Source organism: Chryseobacterium capnotolerans, from assembly GCF_021278965.1.
Lineage (GTDB): Bacteria > Bacteroidota > Bacteroidia > Flavobacteriales > Weeksellaceae > Chryseobacterium > Chryseobacterium capnotolerans.
The window spans coordinates 811,525-830,225 of sequence record NZ_CP065589.1; the positions used below are offsets into that span (position 1 = coordinate 811,525).

At 33.2% G+C, this 18,701-nt stretch carries 22 protein-coding genes and 1 pseudogene; 16 read left to right on the forward strand and 7 right to left on the reverse strand.

Annotation, left to right across the window (positions count from 1 at the left end):
- Positions 1–65: 65 nt before the first annotated feature.
- From H5J24_RS03795 to H5J24_RS03825, 8 genes and pseudogenes are all read left to right on the forward strand, one after another.
- Positions 66–1,301 carry an erythromycin esterase family protein gene (locus H5J24_RS03795; RefSeq protein ID WP_068944330.1) on the forward strand — a complete coding sequence of 412 codons (1,236 nt, stop codon included), beginning with the start codon at positions 66–68 and terminating at the stop codon, positions 1,299–1,301.
- A gap of 282 nt (positions 1,302–1,583) precedes the next feature.
- A complete protein-coding gene (locus H5J24_RS03800; RefSeq protein ID WP_068944329.1) occupies positions 1,584–2,234 on the forward strand; it encodes a trimeric intracellular cation channel family protein in 651 nt (216 codons plus the stop codon).
- A gap of 576 nt (positions 2,235–2,810) precedes the next feature.
- On the forward strand, positions 2,811–3,410 hold the full coding sequence (locus tag H5J24_RS03805) for an FMN-dependent NADH-azoreductase (RefSeq protein WP_068945180.1): 600 nt from the start codon (positions 2,811–2,813) through the stop codon (positions 3,408–3,410).
- Between the two features lie 579 nt (positions 3,411–3,989).
- Positions 3,990–4,160, forward strand: a pseudogene (locus tag H5J24_RS26120) (AraC family ligand binding domain-containing protein); the annotation flags it as partial.
- 93 nt (positions 4,161–4,253) lie between these two features.
- On the forward strand, positions 4,254–4,796 hold the full coding sequence (locus H5J24_RS03810) for a helix-turn-helix domain-containing protein (protein WP_232816046.1): 543 nt from the start codon (positions 4,254–4,256) through the stop codon (positions 4,794–4,796).
- 152 nt (positions 4,797–4,948) lie between these two features.
- Positions 4,949–5,734 (forward strand): MBL fold metallo-hydrolase, encoded by a 786-nt coding sequence (locus H5J24_RS03815; RefSeq protein WP_068945179.1) that lies wholly within the window; start codon positions 4,949–4,951, stop codon positions 5,732–5,734.
- Positions 5,735–5,776: 42 nt separating this feature from the next.
- On the forward strand, positions 5,777–6,745 hold the full coding sequence (locus H5J24_RS03820; RefSeq protein ID WP_068944326.1) for a D-2-hydroxyacid dehydrogenase family protein: 969 nt from the start codon (positions 5,777–5,779) through the stop codon (positions 6,743–6,745).
- Between the two features lie 242 nt (positions 6,746–6,987).
- The gene (locus H5J24_RS03825; RefSeq protein ID WP_068944325.1) at positions 6,988–7,542 is read left to right on the forward strand and encodes a membrane lipoprotein lipid attachment site-containing protein; all 555 of its coding nucleotides are present in this window, start codon (positions 6,988–6,990) and stop codon (positions 7,540–7,542) included.
- A 38-nt stretch (positions 7,543–7,580) separates the two neighbouring features.
- Here H5J24_RS03825 and H5J24_RS03830 read toward each other — a convergent pair whose 3' ends face one another.
- Complete coding sequence (locus H5J24_RS03830) at positions 7,581–7,943, reverse strand: winged helix-turn-helix transcriptional regulator (RefSeq protein ID WP_068944324.1); 363 nt, start codon at positions 7,941–7,943, stop codon at positions 7,581–7,583.
- A 93-nt stretch (positions 7,944–8,036) separates the two neighbouring features.
- Between H5J24_RS03830 and H5J24_RS03835 the strand changes: the two genes are divergently transcribed.
- The 4 genes from H5J24_RS03835 to H5J24_RS03850 all read left to right on the forward strand — a co-directional run bounded on the left by H5J24_RS03835 (position 8,037) and on the right by H5J24_RS03850 (position 9,554).
- Positions 8,037–8,489 carry a DUF3291 domain-containing protein gene (locus tag H5J24_RS03835; protein ID WP_068944323.1) on the forward strand — a complete coding sequence of 151 codons (453 nt, stop codon included), beginning with the start codon at positions 8,037–8,039 and terminating at the stop codon, positions 8,487–8,489.
- 143 nt (positions 8,490–8,632) lie between these two features.
- Positions 8,633–9,037: a hypothetical protein gene (locus tag H5J24_RS03840; RefSeq protein WP_232816047.1), complete on the forward strand. Its 405-nt coding sequence runs from the start codon at positions 8,633–8,635 to the stop codon at positions 9,035–9,037.
- Entirely contained in the window at positions 9,031–9,240 is a 210-nt protein-coding gene (locus H5J24_RS03845; RefSeq protein WP_232816048.1) for a hypothetical protein, read from the forward strand. Before H5J24_RS03840 ends, H5J24_RS03845 begins: the two co-directional genes overlap by 7 nt.
- Before the next feature lie 11 nt (positions 9,241–9,251).
- Positions 9,252–9,554 carry a hypothetical protein gene (locus H5J24_RS03850; RefSeq protein ID WP_232816049.1) on the forward strand — a complete coding sequence of 101 codons (303 nt, stop codon included), beginning with the start codon at positions 9,252–9,254 and terminating at the stop codon, positions 9,552–9,554.
- A gap of 281 nt (positions 9,555–9,835) precedes the next feature.
- Here H5J24_RS03850 and H5J24_RS03855 read toward each other — a convergent pair whose 3' ends face one another.
- Positions 9,836–10,330: an SRPBCC family protein gene (locus tag H5J24_RS03855; RefSeq protein WP_068944320.1), complete on the reverse strand. Its 495-nt coding sequence runs from the start codon at positions 10,328–10,330 to the stop codon at positions 9,836–9,838.
- A gap of 282 nt (positions 10,331–10,612) precedes the next feature.
- Here H5J24_RS03855 and H5J24_RS03860 point away from each other — a divergent pair, with 282 nt between their 5' ends.
- The 3 genes from H5J24_RS03860 to H5J24_RS03870 are packed head-to-tail and all read left to right on the forward strand — an operon-like array spanning position 10,613 to position 13,094.
- Entirely contained in the window at positions 10,613–11,257 is a 645-nt protein-coding gene (locus tag H5J24_RS03860; RefSeq protein WP_068944319.1) for a hypothetical protein, read from the forward strand.
- Between the two features lie 54 nt (positions 11,258–11,311).
- Positions 11,312–12,463 (forward strand): hypothetical protein, encoded by a 1,152-nt coding sequence (locus tag H5J24_RS03865; RefSeq protein WP_232816050.1) that lies wholly within the window; start codon positions 11,312–11,314, stop codon positions 12,461–12,463.
- A 25-nt stretch (positions 12,464–12,488) separates the two neighbouring features.
- Entirely contained in the window at positions 12,489–13,094 is a 606-nt protein-coding gene (locus tag H5J24_RS03870; protein WP_228407661.1) for a hypothetical protein, read from the forward strand.
- A gap of 99 nt (positions 13,095–13,193) precedes the next feature.
- Here the strand turns inward: H5J24_RS03870 and H5J24_RS03875 are convergent, their stop codons facing one another.
- The 5 genes from H5J24_RS03875 to H5J24_RS03895 all read right to left on the reverse strand — a co-directional run bounded on the left by H5J24_RS03875 (position 13,194) and on the right by H5J24_RS03895 (position 17,941).
- On the reverse strand, positions 13,194–14,222 hold the full coding sequence (locus H5J24_RS03875; protein ID WP_068944315.1) for a hypothetical protein: 1,029 nt from the start codon (positions 14,220–14,222) through the stop codon (positions 13,194–13,196).
- A 139-nt stretch (positions 14,223–14,361) separates the two neighbouring features.
- Positions 14,362–15,669, reverse strand: coding sequence for an outer membrane protein assembly factor BamB family protein (locus H5J24_RS03880; RefSeq protein ID WP_082811263.1), 1,308 nt, complete (start codon positions 15,667–15,669; stop codon positions 14,362–14,364).
- A 277-nt stretch (positions 15,670–15,946) separates the two neighbouring features.
- Positions 15,947–16,300, reverse strand: a complete 354-nt coding sequence (locus tag H5J24_RS03885) for a cupin domain-containing protein (protein WP_068944314.1) — start codon at positions 16,298–16,300, stop codon at positions 15,947–15,949.
- Positions 16,301–16,348: 48 nt separating this feature from the next.
- Positions 16,349–16,738 (reverse strand): DoxX family membrane protein, encoded by a 390-nt coding sequence (locus tag H5J24_RS03890; protein ID WP_232816051.1) that lies wholly within the window; start codon positions 16,736–16,738, stop codon positions 16,349–16,351.
- Between the two features lie 414 nt (positions 16,739–17,152).
- A complete protein-coding gene (locus H5J24_RS03895) occupies positions 17,153–17,941 on the reverse strand; it encodes a helix-turn-helix domain-containing protein (RefSeq protein WP_068944312.1) in 789 nt (262 codons plus the stop codon).
- Between the two features lie 124 nt (positions 17,942–18,065).
- Here H5J24_RS03895 and H5J24_RS03900 point away from each other — a divergent pair, with 124 nt between their 5' ends.
- Positions 18,066–18,578 (forward strand): DUF255 domain-containing protein, encoded by a 513-nt coding sequence (locus H5J24_RS03900; RefSeq protein ID WP_068944311.1) that lies wholly within the window; start codon positions 18,066–18,068, stop codon positions 18,576–18,578.
- The last annotated feature ends 123 nt before the right edge of the window (positions 18,579–18,701 follow it).

The window sequence follows — 18,701 nt, forward strand, 5'->3', positions numbered from 1 at the left end:
ATGTTTACATTAATAATTTTAAGCAATATTTTTGTATAATTGTTGACTATAACTATAACCAGCAAATGAAGTTGAAATTATCTTTTATTTTGATTGTATTTTTTATAGCAATCAACGCACAATCAAAAAATGATTTAAATTCTGAAGAGAAAAAATATATTTCAAAGTTTATCTATCCAATAAACACTTTTAATCCCGAGGAAAGCGACAATAATGATTTACTAATCTTAAACAAATTAATTGGAAACTCTAAAATAGTAGGATTAGGAGAATCTACTCACGGTTCGAGTGAAGTGTATCAAATGAAATATAGAATAAGCAAATATTTGATAGCTAATAATAATTTCAATGTCTTTTCGCTTGAAGCCAATATGCCTGAAAGTTTTTTAATGAATCAATATATTCAGGAAGGAAAAGGAAACCCTAAAGATATTCTAAAAGGTATGTATTTCTGGCTGTGGCAAACCGAAGAAACTTTAAACTTTGTTGAATGGTTAAAAAAACATAATGAAAATCATGATTCAAAAGTATTTTTTGATGGTTTTGATATGCAGTATGCAAAAGGAGCGATAGATCAGATAAGAAAAATATATCAGGAAAATCACTGGCCTGAACAAGAGATTAATGACCTTGAAACAGCTTTAAAAGAAAATAATAGAGGCTTTAGAACCTATTCTAAAAAAGGTCAAAACACTATATCTGAGTATCTGTTTTTAATAAAACAAAAATCTATCTCCATAAAAAATCCGGAAGAGAAATCGCGCTTCCTGCTGAATGTAGATATTATCAGACAATATATCGAACTCAGTTTTATCAAGAGGGACCAATTTATGGCGGAGAATGTTAAATGGATGAAAGAAAACTATCAGAATTCTAAAGTAATTGTCTCGGCTCATAATTATCATATTGCCAAGTTAAAATCAGATAGAATGGGGTATTGGATCAATGAAATGTATAATAAAGATTTTGTGAATTTTGGATTTGCCTTTTATGAAGGCACTTATTCTGCAAGTATTGATGGCAAACTAGGTACTTATAACTCAGAAAAAGCAAGGCCGGGAACATTAGAATATAAACTTAATTCACTTAATATTCCAATTTTTATTTTGGATTTAAAAGCAATCAGAAAGGATGACAACAAACTTGGTCATTGGATATTGAAAGATATTCAATTTCGCAAAACGGGATCAGGGACAGATAAAAATGAATTTAAAAAAACAAATGTTGCTAATTCTTTTGATTATTTGATATTCATCAATAAATCAACAAATTCAAAACTTTTAAATAGTACTTCAAAATAAAGGTATTATAGTAAACTGGACATCTATTTTATATTTCTTTTATTAATATTTTATCATTTTAAATCGTTGGGGTTTAATTTATATGCAAATGATTTTTAATAATATATGATTTTCAAACAATGAAATTAATATTTTTTAGCGAAGTATAGGGAGTGTATTATTTGAAAGTTAAATTCTAACCTTTTTTGTAGTATTTCTTTCTCCATGTCTCTAAAACGACCTAATCTTCCAAAAGAATAAGCCTTCATATAAAAAGTGTATTTTTACCAAAACACAAAAAATATGAACGGACATTATTTGCTTCCCACTTTCTTTGACCTTATAGCAGTTTTTTTATTTGCTTTTTCAGGTTCTGTAAAAGCAATTGAAAAAGGATATGATTTTATAGGGGTTTTTATTGTTGCAATGGTTACCAGTACCGGAGGTAGCTTAATTAGAGATACGTTATTACAAAATGGGCCACCTGCCCCTCTCTTGGATTACAGATATCTGTTATCGGTTTTTTTAGCTGGCAGTATTGCTATGTTTTGGTATAAATACAGTAAGCATTTCTCACAGATTATTAATATTATTGATGCTATCTCATTAGGAATGTATGCTGTCTTTGGTACTCAGAAAGCTATTATATTGGAATTCAGTATTTTCTCGGCATTCATTATCGGATTTATAAATGCTGTTGGAGGAGGGCTGCTTCGTGATTTATTAATTAAAGAAGAATCTCATTTCTTTAAACCTGGACAGTATTATGCCGTGAACTCTATCGTTGCTATTACGATATTTTTAATTCTGGGAATAAGTTTTGGGATTCATGCCCAAACATCTGCTATAATAGCCATAGTAATAGCTACCATCCTTCGGTTCATAGCGATCAAATTCAACTTACAGACTAAGGCTGTTAATCAATGGTCTAGAAATAAAGAAAATAGTATTTAGAATATAAGAAGAAGGAATATTGAGAGATCTTGTCTTGCTGAATTCTAGAGAATAAAAGTAGCTTTTTTCTGAACATCTATTTGTTTTGAACAGTTTTGCTTATTATTTCCAATAGATATATTACTCATTAAAAAATACAATCATGCTATTTTCACAGAAGCAGCATGATTGTATTGAATAGTAGCTAACAAAACGTCACATTTCACTCTTAATGTGTGTCTTCACTTTATATAAGAATTTTTGTTATGTTAAAAACCATAGCTTTAGACGCGCATATAGTATTTCCGGGGATGGGATCGTTCTTTCCAAATGCTGTAAGTCAACAGCCATATTTATTAGGGTATATTTTTGAATAATATTCGGCTTCAGGTAGATCAGATGGCCAAAAATAACGAATAGAAAAGCAGTGAAACTATTGATGCCAGCTTAAAATACAATCCAGAAACTAAAAAAAAATAATCAAAAAGGTAGAAAGAGATCATTATAAAAGATTGTCAATAATGATTTGATGATAAAATTTTTATGGGACCTTTTTACCCATCATACCTTAATCGTAATAATATAAAATTTCAAAAAATGAAAATGATTTTGCATATCACATCAAGCGCCAGAGGAAATGATTCTTACAGCACCCATCTAGGTAAAGAAATAATTAATAACCTGAAAAATAAAGTTTCTTCAATAGAGATTAAAACATGGGATTTAGTGGAAGAGCAGCCTCCATTATTTACCAATACAATGATTCGTGGATTCTATATGTCACCGGAGAACCCTGCTTATCCATCTTTTGAAGGATTCGAATACTCAGATAATGTGTTAGAGAGTGTGAATAAAGCTGACATTATTGTGATCAGCACTCCTACTCATAATTTTTCAGTTTCGGCTCATTTGAAGGCGTGGATTGATCAACTTGTTCGTGTAGGTATTACTTATAGATTTGATCAAACTGGCAGCAGAGTGGGACTTATTAATAACAAAAAAATCTATTTAGCAATTGCTTCAGGAGGCAAAGTAAATATAACTGGTCAAAAAAATGACTATATATCAGATTATATAAAAGATGTTTTAGAAGCTTATGTAGGAAAAAATGAGGTCATCACTTATAGGATAGAAGGTACTGCTTTTCCTGGATTTATACCTGATTATGAAGAATTATTGAAAGACTTTCAATATTAGCAAATAGGAAAGTGAAAATGTTTTCTATCATGTATATATCATTGGCTGGCTTTTCAATACTTAATTTTCGATATGTTTTTATTAACAAAATAATATAAAGTATATTTTTTGTTTCTATTTATGTTTTATAAGTCTTTTTTCTTGCAGGAGCTGAAAACCCATTCTCATATTTAGTAAACAGTTTTTTCTCCATCTTCCATTTCATATAATGATCCTCAAAAAAGAAGCAAATGATATTAATTATTTGTTCAATCAGACTAATAGCATTATTTTCATAAGTTATAAGAATCCAAAGACCATGAACTAAACTCAAAAGAATAAAAGCAGCATTTTCAAAGAAGAAGACGTGAACCCGGCGGTAAACTTCGTTTACCGCCGGGTTTGTTTTACGAAAAAAAGAACTTATGAAAAGAAAAAATTTTAAGTCTAAAGTTTTAACTTATAAAAATTTACATAGATTTGCTGATGTGAATAGTATCTAGTAATTAACCATTCCAGACAATAATTTTTGAAAAAAATAACATTCATATTTATTCTGAACAAGATAGCTTTCCTAATAGCATATTAGAAAACTTTTACATTAGTTATTATCAGGATGCAAATCTCAAAAATAGCAACAGGCTTGATATTCATCAACATACTTATTACGAAATTATTTGGGTAGAAAAAGGGAGTGGAATTCATACGATTGATTTTGTGGATTACCATTACTCAGGCCCCTGTATTTTTTTGTTACATCCCAGGAATGCCCATAAAATTCAAAAAAATACACTATCCTCTGGCGGAGTCATCAAATTCAATGAATATTTTTTCACCAATGATGAGCCGGCATCAAAATTCTTATTGAAATTTGCTATTTTCAATGATGTTGACGTTCTCCCGGTTCTTAATTTATCGATACCGGAGGCAAAAAAAATCAAAAATCTTTTTGAAATTATTTTTGCTGAAACCAAAGTAAGTGGAGTTCCAATGACAACATTGGTTTTAAGTTTATTAAAATCTTTACTGTTAAAGATATATCAAATCAAAAAAGAAAGTTTCCCGATCGATAATCTTTATACTTCCAATTCTATTCGGTTTCAGGTGTTTCAGGAGTTGGTGGAAAATCATTTTAGAAATCAGCACAACCTTACCTTTTATAGTGAGCAGCTTAAATTTTCAACAAGAACTTTGAACGAGTTATGTAAAAGAAACAGCCATAAAACAGCTCATCAGCTCATTAAAGACAGGCTTTTATTAGAAGCTAAAAGAATGTTGACTTACACAGATTTTTCGATTAAAGAAATTGCTTTTCAGCTGGGTTTTGATGATTCTTCATATTTTACAAGATTTTTTATGGTAAATAATCAGATGAGTCCAACAGAGTTCAGAAAACTTCATTCTTAGCTTCCTAAATATCCATTTCTTTCGACATTTTATCCATTTCAGCAAAAAGGTGTTTTGTATAATTTTGGAATATGAAATTCATAAGATATTGAACAGTATATGGTTCGATGAATATGACTTCTGAAACTAACACTTTATGATAAATGAATACAATGAAAAATGTATGTACAGCCTGTGGAACACAGTTTCCGGAAAACTATAATTTGCCGGTATGCAGTATATGTGCAGATGAAAGACAATATATACCAACAGGAGGACAGTCCTGGACGACGCATGAAAAATTATCAGAAACACATAAAACCAGGATTCTGAAAATAAGAGAAGATCTTTATGAAATTACAGTTACTCCAAGATTTGCTATAGGACAAAGAGCCTTATTGGTTCTTTCAGAAAATGGGAATATTCTTTGGGATTGTATTCCTTTATTAGACCAGCATGTAATCAACTTTATCAATGAAAAAGGAGGAATAAATGCAATAGCTATTTCTCATCCTCACTACTACAGTAATATGAATGATTGGGCAAGACAATTTAATTGTCCTATTTATCTCCATGAGCTTGATAAAGAGTATATTGTTGATCATGGGAAATGCATACATCTTTGGTCCGGTAAATCATTTGAACTCTGGGATGCTATAACAATTGAAAACATTGGCGGCCATTTCAGAGGAAGCAGCATATTGATGCTTTCTCATTTTTCAGAGCATGGAGTGATGCTTTGTGGTGATACGATGTATCTTTCACCAAGTATGAATTTTTTTGCTATTATGTATAGTTATCCTAATAGAATTCCTTTAGAGAGATCTGAAATAATAAGGATTAAAAAACGCCTTTCAGAATTGAATTTTGACTCTGTTTATGGTTTCTATAGCTATCAAAATCTGACAATAAATGGTAAAGAGATTCTTGAAAAGTCTATAGAACAATATTTGAAGTAAGGAATTATCTACAATTGTAAACCTGATATTAAAAATAAAAATATGAAAATAACAATATTGGATGATTATCAAAATATCATTGAAAACCTAGAATGTTTTCAAATATTGAAACCTCAAAATGTAAATATTCTGCATGAAAGTGAAAAAGATCCTGTGAAATTGGCATCATTAATTGGAAACTCAGAAGTTATCGTATTGACTCGTGAAAGAACTGAAATCTCTAATGAGCTGCTTCAATACCTGCCCAGCCTGAAGCTGATAAGCCAGACAGGAAAAATATCTAATCATCTGAACCTGGAGGACTGTACTGAACACAATATTCTTGTTGCAGAAGGAGTGGGATCTCCGATAGCTCCTGCAGAATTAGCCTGGGGACTGATAATGAATACCGTAAGACAAATTCCTCAAGCTATTGAAGGTATGAAAAATGGACACTGGCAGACCAATATTGGGAATACCATTAATGGAAAAATAATAGGAATATGGGGATATGGTAAAATAGGACAGAGAATTGCTCAATATGCAAAAGTATTTGGTGCAAAAGTTCTGGTTTGGGGAAGTGAAGCTTCCAGAAACAAAGCTGTAGAGGATGGTTTTGAAAAAGCAGACAATAAAGATGAATTCTTTAGGACAGCAGATATTATCAGTTTACATCTAAGACTGAATGAAAATACCTTACACATTGTAAAAGAAGAGGATTTAATGAAAATGAAAGAAAATTCAGTATTAATAAATACAGCAAGGGCAGAGCTTATTGAAGAATATGCACTGCTGAATACACTGAAAAGCGGTAAAAATATTTTAGCGGGAATTGATGTCTATGAAGATGAACCTATCTACAATCCGGATTTTAGTCTGCTGAATATGAATAATGTGATTTGTACCCCACATTTAGGGTACGTGGCTAAAGAAAGTTACGAGCTGTATTTTGGGAAAGCCTTTGAAAATGTTATCAACTTTATCAATGGCAATCCAACTCATATTGCCAATCCTGAAGTTTTAATGAAGTAATTAAAATTAATTTTGTACAAGAAATGCAGATAATGGCAATCAGCCAATCTCTTATGATAATAAGCGATTGGTTTTTCCATTTTTGATAAAGTGGCTGGATTAACGAATTTGGTTAAAATGAAAATTGATTTTCATACATTAATTTTGTTTTTTAATCCAATAATAAAAATCCAATAGCCCCGATTGTATCATATTACTGTATATTTATCACTTCAATTTTTATTATCAGAAATACAATGTATATGAGAAAGATCATCGGTGTTCTAGGGATGCTTGCAGTGTTGACAGGCTGCAACAATTCTGACCGTAAAGGGCTGCAAAAAGATGAACTGAGAGAAGGGAAGTCTTTATCCAAAGACCAGGAATCAAACTCAAAAGAATCGGAAGCTCCCAAAAGAAGCATTTCCAAAGAAGAAGCCGTGAAATTGGCTGTAAAACAATTTGAAGCTTATTTACCTAATATCCTTAAGACTTATGATGATGGAGTTATAGATCTTCAGGATCCTCATGTTGGAGATTTTACCGGTGATGGAATTGAAGATGTAGCCATTTACTGGAATATTGCACCGGACGGAGGAAATGCTTTGATAGGACAGGGATTATCATTGTACAGAAATGATGGGCATACCGTGAAAGTAATTGCCGGATATGAACCGGATTATCTGTTTGCTTTTGATACCATCAAAAATGGAAAAATCATTGTAGAAAAACTGGAATATACTGAAGAAGACGGAAGATGCTGTCCTTCTATAAAAACTAAACATGCTTTGACGATCAAAGGAAGCAAAGTTTATTAAGCAAAATATCTTCTTAAAAATTTGAGTTCTTTAGGCTTTTAAGAGGGTATTTTCCTTTCCAGAATATTTTTACCCCATTCATTAATGTTATCTAACAAGGGAATGAATGAAGTGCCCAATTCTGATAAGCTATACACTGTTTTAACCGGAGGTTTTGTCCCGAAAACAGTTCTGGTAATAAGCTGGTCTCTTTCCAATTGTCGCAACTGAAGGCTTAATGTTGTTTCAGTGATAAAAGACAGCTCTTTTTTAAGTTCACCAAACCGTTTGTCTCCATTTTTTAAATGACATAGAATGACTCCTTTCCATCTGCCGCCAATGAGATCCATTACAAAACTTACGGCACAAGGGTAGGATTTTTGGTTGACATTAATATAAGAAGTTTCACATTTTTTTTCCATCTTTTTTATAGTATCTAAATTGATAGTTATTTTCTACTAATACTGGAGGAACTATTTTTACACAATAATAGACATAAAACAGGAAATAATAAAATGTATCAATTAGCACAAATTAATGTAGCCAGGATGATTGGCGTTACTATTGAAGATCCGGTCATGAAAGAATTTGTTGAACACTTTGATTCAGTGAATCAACTGGCAGAAGAGAGTAATGGTTTTGTATGGCGGTTAAAGGATGAAAATAATAACGCTGCAGGTTTTAATCCATTTAACGATGAACAGGTCATCATCAACCTTTCAGTATGGAAAGATAAAGAATCATTGGAATATTTTACTTACAAAACGTTTCACGTTGATTTTTTACGAAGAAGAAAAGAATGGTTTCAAAAATACGGAAAAGCATCGTATGTACTTTGGTGGATTAAAGATGATCAATATCCAAGTATAGAAGAAGCATTGGAAAGGCTAGAATATCTGCAAAAGAATGGATCCTCAGAATATGCCTTTAATTTTCAAAAAGCATTTCAAAAACCGGATCTGGATTAGTAAGATTCTAAATTTTGTATATTGTCTGTTGATTACCAATATAAAATTTTAATATGATACATCAACTGAAATTTCTCTTTTTCATCCTAAGCTTTTCATTTTTTTTTCAATCATGTCAAAGTCAGGGTTTTGATTTAGAGAAAATGAAGCTTCCCGTTAAGCAGACCGATTTAAAAACATTGGGATTGAAAGCGTATGGAACCGGAGTAGGAACAGAGGCTATTCAATATGCTATCTACAAAGCGGATGTTGTGAATAATGGTAAGCTTCCCATTAATTTTGGAGGAATTAATATCGAAGATGCTCCGGACTCAGAATATTTTACTCCGGGAATGCTTTCTTTTTACGGGAAAAATCAGGGAAATAATTGTGAGGGATTTAAACTTAATCTCGAAAATCCGGCTAATTTTCAGAAAATATTAGACTATCTGCTGAATAAAAAGAAAAGTTCAAACTGGTTTTTGATAATGGCAAAGATAGTGTGGATAGAGCGAGGGTCTTTAATGGTAAACAGAACGGTATCACATATCTGGTTCTGTCAATGTTAAATGAAAAAGGCAAGAAAGTTGGCTATCTGGAAGCGATCAGTGCCAAAGAAACCCCGTTGTTAACTTCCAGGTTGGGAGGAGTGTTCCAATATTATAATGATTATCTGGAATACCGGAAAAATAAGGCGGCTAATTTCAGTTATCTTGATTTTCTGAGAGAAACAGACAATCAATTTTATAAGGAAAATAATAATCTGAAGTAAAAGAATCTGCTATGAAAAATCTTCTGGTTTTAATATTGTTTTTTTTATTTTCAGTATCTATCTGTGGTCAGAAAAAGTCTGATGACGAAATCTCTGCCCAGGATAAGATTCTGTTACAAAAGTTCTGGACAGATTTTACCGATGCTGTTACCAGAAATGATAAAGGAAAAATAAAAACACTTTGTGAATTTCCCTTCTATTGCAGACCCTGTATTGATTATTTAGGATCTAAAAACAGTAACCTTGTCACAGTGAAGGTCAGCAGGGATTCATATCAAAAAAAATATTACAAAGTCTTTTTGAAAAAGAACTAAAAGCTGAAGTTAAAAAGCATCAGAAATTTAATCTACAGTTTTTTCATCCCTATTTTAATAAAGAAGTTAAAATACAAGGAATTTCCTTTTTATATACTATGATTCCGCCTTCAAAAACTTGGGAAGGAGCTCAGGGAATGATTACTCTGGCAAAAAAAGAAGGGAAATTTAAAATAACAGGAATTGATATGGTTCCGTAATTACTCTATACCTGAGTAATTATTAAAGCAAAAAGTATATCCAACTCACTCTTTCAGCTTCCAGATTCTATCCTCAAAGAATTAAATGCGATGCTGATGTGGCCAGGGCTTTCCTTTCCCTGTTTCACAAAGTAATTTAAGACTTCTCAGAAACTGGCCCCAGGTGTAATTGCATTCAGCGAACATCGGTGAGTAGATATCCCAGCCTTTGTGACGAAATATCAATAATGTACCGCTGTCGTATACCAATTGCTCAATCTGGCCTTCCATTTCCGGATGCATTTTACGAAGCGTTTCCTTATCTCCGGATGAAAGATGAAATGAAATATCAGTTCCAATCCACTCATGGGCACCTGCAATACAATGCCACTGAATTTCCTCAAAAGGAGTAAGCTTTACGATTTTCATCTCTTTAAAATAATCCGGACCAAAAGAGAATCTGGCAATGCTGCCTACTTCAGCACTGGTTTTGGTATGAGGAGTCCACCATGCTGATAAACCAGATTGGCTGGCGATGGCATGGTATACTTTTTCTTTTGAAGAGCCAATGAGTATAGCGTGATCAATATTGGACATAATATGTTCTGATGAGTGGGTTATTAATCTTTTATTACGATTGGTTTTAAAATTACAAAATAATACCAAAAGTTAATATAAATATCTGAAATAATGAGTCTTTGAAATATACCTCCTTGTTTTTATTGTAAAAGTTAAAAAAGATTAATAATGGGGTTAAAAATGCTTTAGTAAGCCTTTTTTGTAATTTCGTGTTGATAAAACCGATTCTGATAGCAGAAGGCGAATCCTTTTCTTTGTTTTTTGATCAGAGTTTTTATACCATGTAAACAAATTTAAAATATGAAGTATTTTTCTATAGTATTCATGATCATTCTATTTCAGGCCTGTAATACGAAAAAAGAGGAAAAGCAGGGGATGGCATCTAAAACTGAACTAACTGAAAATAAAACGAGAACAGATTCCGCAGTACAAAACATAACACAGACATCAGAAGAAGTAAACGATGGGCAGGACGATGTTATGCTGGCGGAAGATATACGCTTCAATGGTAAACTGAAAAGAATTTTTGAGCTTAAGGACTTTGAAAAAGTTTTCGGTAAGGCAGACAGTACCAGACTAATGGCTGATGAGCAGCCTTGTTCCTATATTTTTGAAGAAGGAAGCGCCGAGGATAAATATCTCTATAAAAACGGATCTTGTTTTGAAAGCAGCAAGCAAAAAGTAGGAGTTAATGAATTCAGGTTTTTCAATGGGAACTTTATTCTGTACAAAGGGATTAGAATAGATGCAAAGACTACGCTGGAGGATATTAAAAAGATATTTCCTAATTCGGTACGAAACATAAGCCATTTGGAGCGTTTCGGTGAAGGAGAACTTCCGGTGATCACATTAAGGGAAGATAAAGAGGGCGTTTCTGACGGCCATATTAATATGTATTTTAAAGACAACAGGATCTATTCAATCAGTTGGTGGTTTCCATGTTAAAAAATTGGAGATGAAATATTTAACTATCTGAGTATATATAAATAGGATTGAAATATGGAAAATATAGGTGAGTTTTCTGCAGATGGCTATGGAATGGCTATTATCTCTACAGATCTGTTTACACAATATCTTAGGGAAAAGAAGTGCAGAGGGAAGAAATTGTTGTCTTATTTTGACAGGCATAAGGATCTTTTTTTGAACTCCATTAAAGATGGAAAGTTTCTTCCGTTTTATCAGATCAGTGTTTTCGAATATACTATTTTTACTTCTGTAAATGAAAAAAATGTTGAATGGCCACAGGAATATGATGAGGTCTTCCGGTACAATAACTTTTTTCTTGAAGTGGGAGAGATCGAGAGAATTTGCTTTGCCAGTTTTGATTATCTGGAATACCGTCTGGAAAATATCAAGCAGAATATAACGGATAAGGAAGATAAGGTTCCAACAGGAGCAGATGGACATATTGAATCTTATTTTCCGGCAAGAGGTTTTGATCTGCCTAAAGGAATTTATGAGTTTGATCTGGTGGGGCTGAAAAGAAAAGAAAAACTGGAAAGAGAAAGTAAGAATTATGCTTACGCACTTATTTTTCGCAGTAATGAAGATGCCGTAAATCATAATTTTGAGAAAGCAGACAATGATATTCATTGTTTTAATATCGCAAATTATAGAGAATCACCAGATCTAAAAAAGATAATAAAATCACCAAAAAATATTAAAATGAATTTGACAAAATACCTTTCATTGTTCTTTCTAATCGGGTTACAGCTGGTATGCTGCGGGCAAAAAAAAGAGGAGACTCAACAATTAGAAACTAAGGCTGAAGCGTTTACTCAAAAAATAATCCACTTGATTACGGAGAAAGATTATGCGGCCTTGAATCAGTTAACCACTTCAAAAGTATACTGCTACCTCTGCTTTGAAAGTGCTCCTGAGAAAAATGCTTTTGTAGGAAAGGATACCTTTTACAAAAAGCATGTCAGTACTATTTTTAATAAAGAATTACTGGAAAGACTGAAGCGTAATGAAACAAAGTTTTCCTATGACGGATCTGATCCGGGATTTAAAGACAGAAATTATATCGTATTGTATACCACTTACCGTCCAAATGAATTTGGAGATGGACATGAAGGTGCTCAATTTGTTTTCTGGTTAAAAGAAGAAAAAGGAAACTTCAAATTATCAGGAGTAGAGACGATACCTTAACAACAAAATAAAAACATATATTCAAATGCTGAAAATATTATCATTGCTATGGTTACCCGCCGGTATTATCATGGCCTGCAATTGTACCAAAGGAAAAAATGATGGCCGCGAAAAAAACGTTATCATTTCAAAAGTCCATCACAAAAGCGGTCCAGATGATACAGATACATTATGGGTATCACAGAATGATTCTACTGTTTTCAGAAAGGAAGAGGTAATGGTAAAGCATCCTGACAGTTATCCAAAGTTCATGGAAAAGTATACATTAATAAACCCAAAAGATGGAGCTTATTATTTTGTTTATAATGGAAGCCAGCAACTGATAGAAGAAGGAAAATATACTGCTCAGTATACCTATGAGGGAATTACTTACAAGGAAGGTAATTTTTATAATCAAAAGACTTATTCTTATAAAAAGAACGGAAAACTAGGAACAAAGCATGTTCAGGAAGACGGAAGAAACCTCAAAACCGAATTTTTTAACAATGACGGACAGTTGACCGAAATAAAATATTTTAATAAAAAATCTTCAGATATAGAAAAAGTGGAAATTTATAACAAAGGAAAGCTTAAGGAAACAAGAATTTATAAAGGATTTAATAATTATGATACAGTGAAGGCTGGGGAATAGTTTTTATTTTCAGGCTGCATTCTACCCACTATCTTTTAGAACAGTTTGAAGATTTTCATAAAAGTTTCAATGATATTTTAAAATGGATTGAATATCCCTCTAAGGTTTTTTAGGCCTTATGAGATAGTAGATCTGGCTTTCTTCATCTATGAGCAGCATATAATCACCATTTTTAGGCTGGTACACGAAATAAGAAAAAGGATCTCTCACAGTATTATCAGGATAGTCTATGAAGGCATTCTGTTTATAATGTAATGTTTTTTTCGGCATTTTTATGGAGAAATAAGAGGTTCCTGTCCATCCATGGCCGCCAGAACCATTTCCTGTTCCCCAGCTTAGATTTTTTAGGCTCCAGAAAGTACGGGCACTCCATTTTTCTTTTTGAACATGATCTCTTTTGATAAGTCCTGACGGTTTATCTACTTCATAACCAGATTTTCCATAATCAATGGCTTTAGTGTTGGGCGTATTTTTCGGATAACCATGCCAGTTTTTTTCAGCATAAAAATAATTCCAGACATTATCTTTAAATACAGTCAGTTTATACTTATATTCGTTTTCGGGAGATTCAGAATGGATAATATCATCATACATATAGTCCCTTTTGGCAATGATATCTTCGGTTTCTGCCACCGAAAATATTTTAGCATCATCTAAATTTTTATAAGGATAATGGGTGGTATCACCATCCTTCAGCCAATTAGAATAAGTATTCTGATCTACGTCCAGGATATAATCATTGAAGGTTTGATAGTTATGTACACCATCTTCACTGTTATATTGGTATTGGAGACTATCCGTTATCTGGCCTTTCAGGTTTATCTTATACCACGTATAGGTATTGTTATTACCTTCTTTTTCAGAATCGTGATCTCTTTTGGTAATGATGACAATAGTACTGTCGTTTTCCTGAATAACAGGCTCATGAATACCGCGGGACAATTTTATGATTTCATACTCATTATCTTTCAGGCTGTCTAGCGAAGAATAAGACTTATATTGTTCAGGAAGTTGATCAGATTGCAGTTTATAGCGCTGATAATATATTTGTGAATCAGGCAGGATGATTAGGGCAATGATGACAATGCCCCAGAGTATAATAGATTTTTTTGTAAAATTAAATTTCATCGTAGGTTTTTTAGTTTTTTATGAGGGGAGGCAAAATACGATAAAATAAATAATATTGAAAATAAAATATTGTATATCTATTTAGAATCCTCTATACAGCAGCTTATTACTATCCATAACATTATAATACTTGAAAATACTATTTTGAAATATACTGTATCTGTAAATTATTATATTCATTATTATTGAATGCTTTTGCTACTACCAACTTTGCTGTTTTGTGAGCAGTATCAAAAATTTCAATCCCTTTCTGGGTGATGTATACAAAATGAGTTTTGTCGATGGATGTTATATCAGAAATCGGTAAGTTTTTGACATTGAATTCCGTATAGTTTTCGCCATTGGTATCCATATAAAAAATACCTTTTGCTGTATGACCGATGATTTTTTCGCCACTAAGTGTCCAGCTTTTGATTTCAGAAGGTATCATTTTTCGCCATTTCATTTTTCCATCATCCGCATTCAGGGTAAAAAGACAGCTTCTGCCATCAATAGGAAGTCCGAATTCTATATATAAGGTACCATCCTTCAAAAAGAACCTGTTGCTTTTATGTGAACCATAAGTTTTATCCTGGAATGCCCATTTGAAAACTTTTGGATTTTTGATAAAGGTGTTATTAGGATCAGAAATATCTCCATCAGGCAGGTTGCCGTTTTTATTTAGATTTAAAGCATAAATATTTCCGCTATCTTCGGCAATAAACAGATGCTCTCCATCCGTCTGTATCTGGCTGTAAGTAGTATTGGCAAACTGATTAGGTTCATGATGTTGTCTCGGCTGGCCTGCTATTTCCACATCACCGTCAAACATCCCGTAGGATGTATCTGTACCATTTTGTATACTGTATTTGTTAAGGAAAACAGCTGAATTTACAAAATAAGAATCACGGTATTTTACCGGAGCAAAATAATTGTATACTGTGGGTAATTCAATCAGCCATTTTCGCTCTCCATTCGTTCTGTTGAAATTGTATAACCAGGCACTTTTTACATTCTCAGGCTGGCCGGCTGACACCATCAAAATATTCTGATCATCTACCAAAGGTTTAGCCATAAACAAAGGAACTAATGGGCGTAACACTGCAGCTTCAGCATTTGGATCATTGCTCATGCTCATGGGAGTTCCTTCATTTCCATAGATCTGTTGCTGCCAGATGATTTTCCCGGTATTAAGATCAAAATTGATGAATTTTCCGCTTTCAAAAGGCATGAAAATATTCTGTCCGTCTAAAACAAAAAGATTCCTGTTGCCGGCTGAATCTATCGGACTTTTATATTGCCAGGCAATGGTGTTTTTATCAAGATCAAAATTAAAAATATTTCCTTCTGTAGCCACCAGTAGAGTAGTGTGGTCCACTTTACTTGGAGTTTTTTTCGGGGTATTGTTATGACAGCTCCAAAGAACTGATGCTGAAATAACGACTATTAGTTTTTTGATATTGTTCATGGCGTTTTTTTATTTCAAAAGTTTCTAAATTGGTAAGAACAGGAAAAGGTATCTTTAAATGTTTGAGATAATCTGATTTCCGCTTCTGAAACGGTATCAATTTGAGAAGGGTGAATAAGCCACGACAAATGCTTTTTAAAAGCTTCAAAATCTTTATTCATGATGTAATTTGATAGTCAAAGATACATTTTTTACAGTGAATAAAAGGCTAGAAACAGGCAAACCCATGATGAAAAAGCAGTCCATCAAAGGTTTGATTGTAAAAGGATTGATCGGATTAAAGGATTTCTACTTCCTCCGGAACCATAAACAAAATAATACATCCATTTTCTGATTGTACAGAATGTTTGAAATTAGGAGGAGTATATAAATAATCTCCTTTTTCCAGGTTTCCGCCTGCGATAACCGCATCACCTTCCAGTATGAAAAGTTCTTCACCAGCCGGGTGGTTATGATAAGGATAGCTTGCTCCCGCTTCAAATTTAAGAAGGATTGTTGTAGCCCTATTTTGTACAGGATCAAATTTTAAGGATTTTACAAAAATACCTTCATAATGAACTCCTTTTTCCATTAAAGGCTGCCATTCTTTCTGCTCTGTTTTTACGATGTAGTCGTAGATGTTAGTACTCATGATAGTATATTTTAAATTATTATTGATGTAAAAATTGATCTAAAGACCCTATATAGCGGGGGAAGTGCTGAGTAAAAATGCTCCCGCACTGAATACAAAAACAGAGTAATCTAAAGCTTCTTTACATCCGAAAGAAATGCTCATGGCAATTCCAAACAGTAAAGTAAGAACAGATGCAGCCAGTGCTGTTTTACGAACCTGATATCCTGTTAGCAGAAAAATACCGATGATTAATTCTGCAGTAGTAGAAATTACAGCAAGTGCAGGAGCCCATGATGAAGGGAAAAATGAATTAACTTCAGCAGAATAGCTTATAAAATTTTTCCATCCTGAAGACTGTGCTCCCCAAAAGCCCAGCCGGCTGGCTACAGCAGATAAAAATCCGGCTGCCAATGCTATTCTTAATAAAAATCCCGCGATGTTCTGCCTTGTTTTCATAAGAATAATTTTAGGTCTTAATGACAGGGGCAAAGTTCAGCGAAAGCGCTCGCCTAAAGAATAGACAATTCCGGGAAAAGCATATAATATTTGATGAAGTTCAGGATCCGGGTTAATAAATTATATTGAATCTGCGTTTAGTTCAGACGCAAAGTTTTAAGAAACTTATGTATTGTTTAGGAGGCAAAGATGGGATCAACAGAGTTGATTTGATGAAGCAGCTGGATAACATTCGCTTCATGAGAATCGATTAATCGATTTCTTCTTAGCTCCCTTAACAATAAGGGGTACTTTAAATAAAAACTTTGCGAAAAAAAACAAAAAAAACTTAGAGGTAGAAAATTAATTATTTTGAATTCACTGGATCGTTATATAGGCTTCAGAAGCTTCCTTCCTCCATCTTCCTGCCTTACTCTAATTCTTCACCGACTTTTGATAGTCTTTGGGAGAAAGGGAAGTATGTTTTTTAAAGAAATTTGAAAAATAAAAAGGATCATTGAAGCCAAGCTGGTAGGCAATTTCCTTCACACTCAACTTCTCATAAAGTAACAATCTTTTGGCTTCGGAAATGGTAAGACTGTAGATGACGTTTTGAGCCGTTTTATTGGTGTGCAGTTTAGAAACCTTATTCAGTTTAGCTTCAGTGGTTGCCAAAGCATCAGCATGATAGGATACGGGATAGTTATTTGAAAAATGATTTCGGACACTTTCCAAAAACTTTAAAAACAGAGCATCCGGTTTCCAGATTTCATCACCGTTGGCAATTTTACTGCGATTGATTTCCACTAAAAGTAATTCTACCAGAGAATGGGTGGAAATCAGATACTGATAAGGTTTTTCCTGAATCTCTTTTTCAATAAGGTTAAGGGTTTCTGTAAAAAATACAGGATGCTGAACGGTAATCATTTCATTCATTCCAAAGTGACAAAATAATCCGTTGTGAAAAATCAGCTCAATATCACTGTCGCTTTTACAGAAAAAGTCAAGAGTGAATTCAAGGGCAGTGAGTTCCCCGTCTACAGAGATCAGCTGATGAAACTGTCCGGAAGTAATGGTCACTGCTTGGTCCCTTTTGAGTATGAAAATATTTTCGTCAATCAGAATTTCAGCAGTTCCGGTATTGCACCAGAACAAAGTATATTTTATCACCCGTCTTGGTGCTGAGTGCCCTTCCTGATGAGAATATTTTTTTACTTCAATCATTTTGTATATTCACTGAAACGAAATTACAAAAAATGCCAATGTAAAATAAAGATTTTATGGGACGGATTTAAGGAAGCCAACAAGAGAAAAATTCCTACATTCGTATGGCATAAAATAAAATTCAATGAAATATTCAAAAATTATTGTGATCGTTTCCCTATTGCTGTTTCAGCTGGGTGCAGCACAGGAAAAGGCTGATGTGGTATTAAATAAAGCATTGGTTGAAGCTAAAGCAGGTAAGAAAAATGTTTTATTAGTGTTTCATGCTTCATGGTGCAAATGGTGTAAGATGATGGAAAAAAATATGAATCTTCCAGAGACACAGTCTATTTTTGGGGACAGGTTTGTCACTGCTTATGTGGATGTTCAGGAGAGAGGTGATAAAAAATCTCTTGAAAATCCTGGCGGGCAGGAAGTGATGAATAAATACAAAGGAGAAAATGCAGGGCTTCCGTTTTGGCTGATCTTAAATCCGAAAGGAGAGGTGCTTGCAGATTCATTCAATGCCAAAGGAGAAAATTTGGGATCGCCTTCCACTCCGGAAGAAGTAGCCACTTTTATAGCCAAGCTTGAGAAAAGTTCAAAACTGAAGAAAGAAGAGATTTTAAACATTGAAAAGGTGTTTACCAAGAAGTAAAAACTTCTAATGTACAGACCAAATAAAAATTGCCTCAAATAACAGTATTTGAGGCAATTTTTTATCTATTGAATCTTATTTTTATAATGATCTTTCCTTGTGAAATCATTATCTATTTTCTGT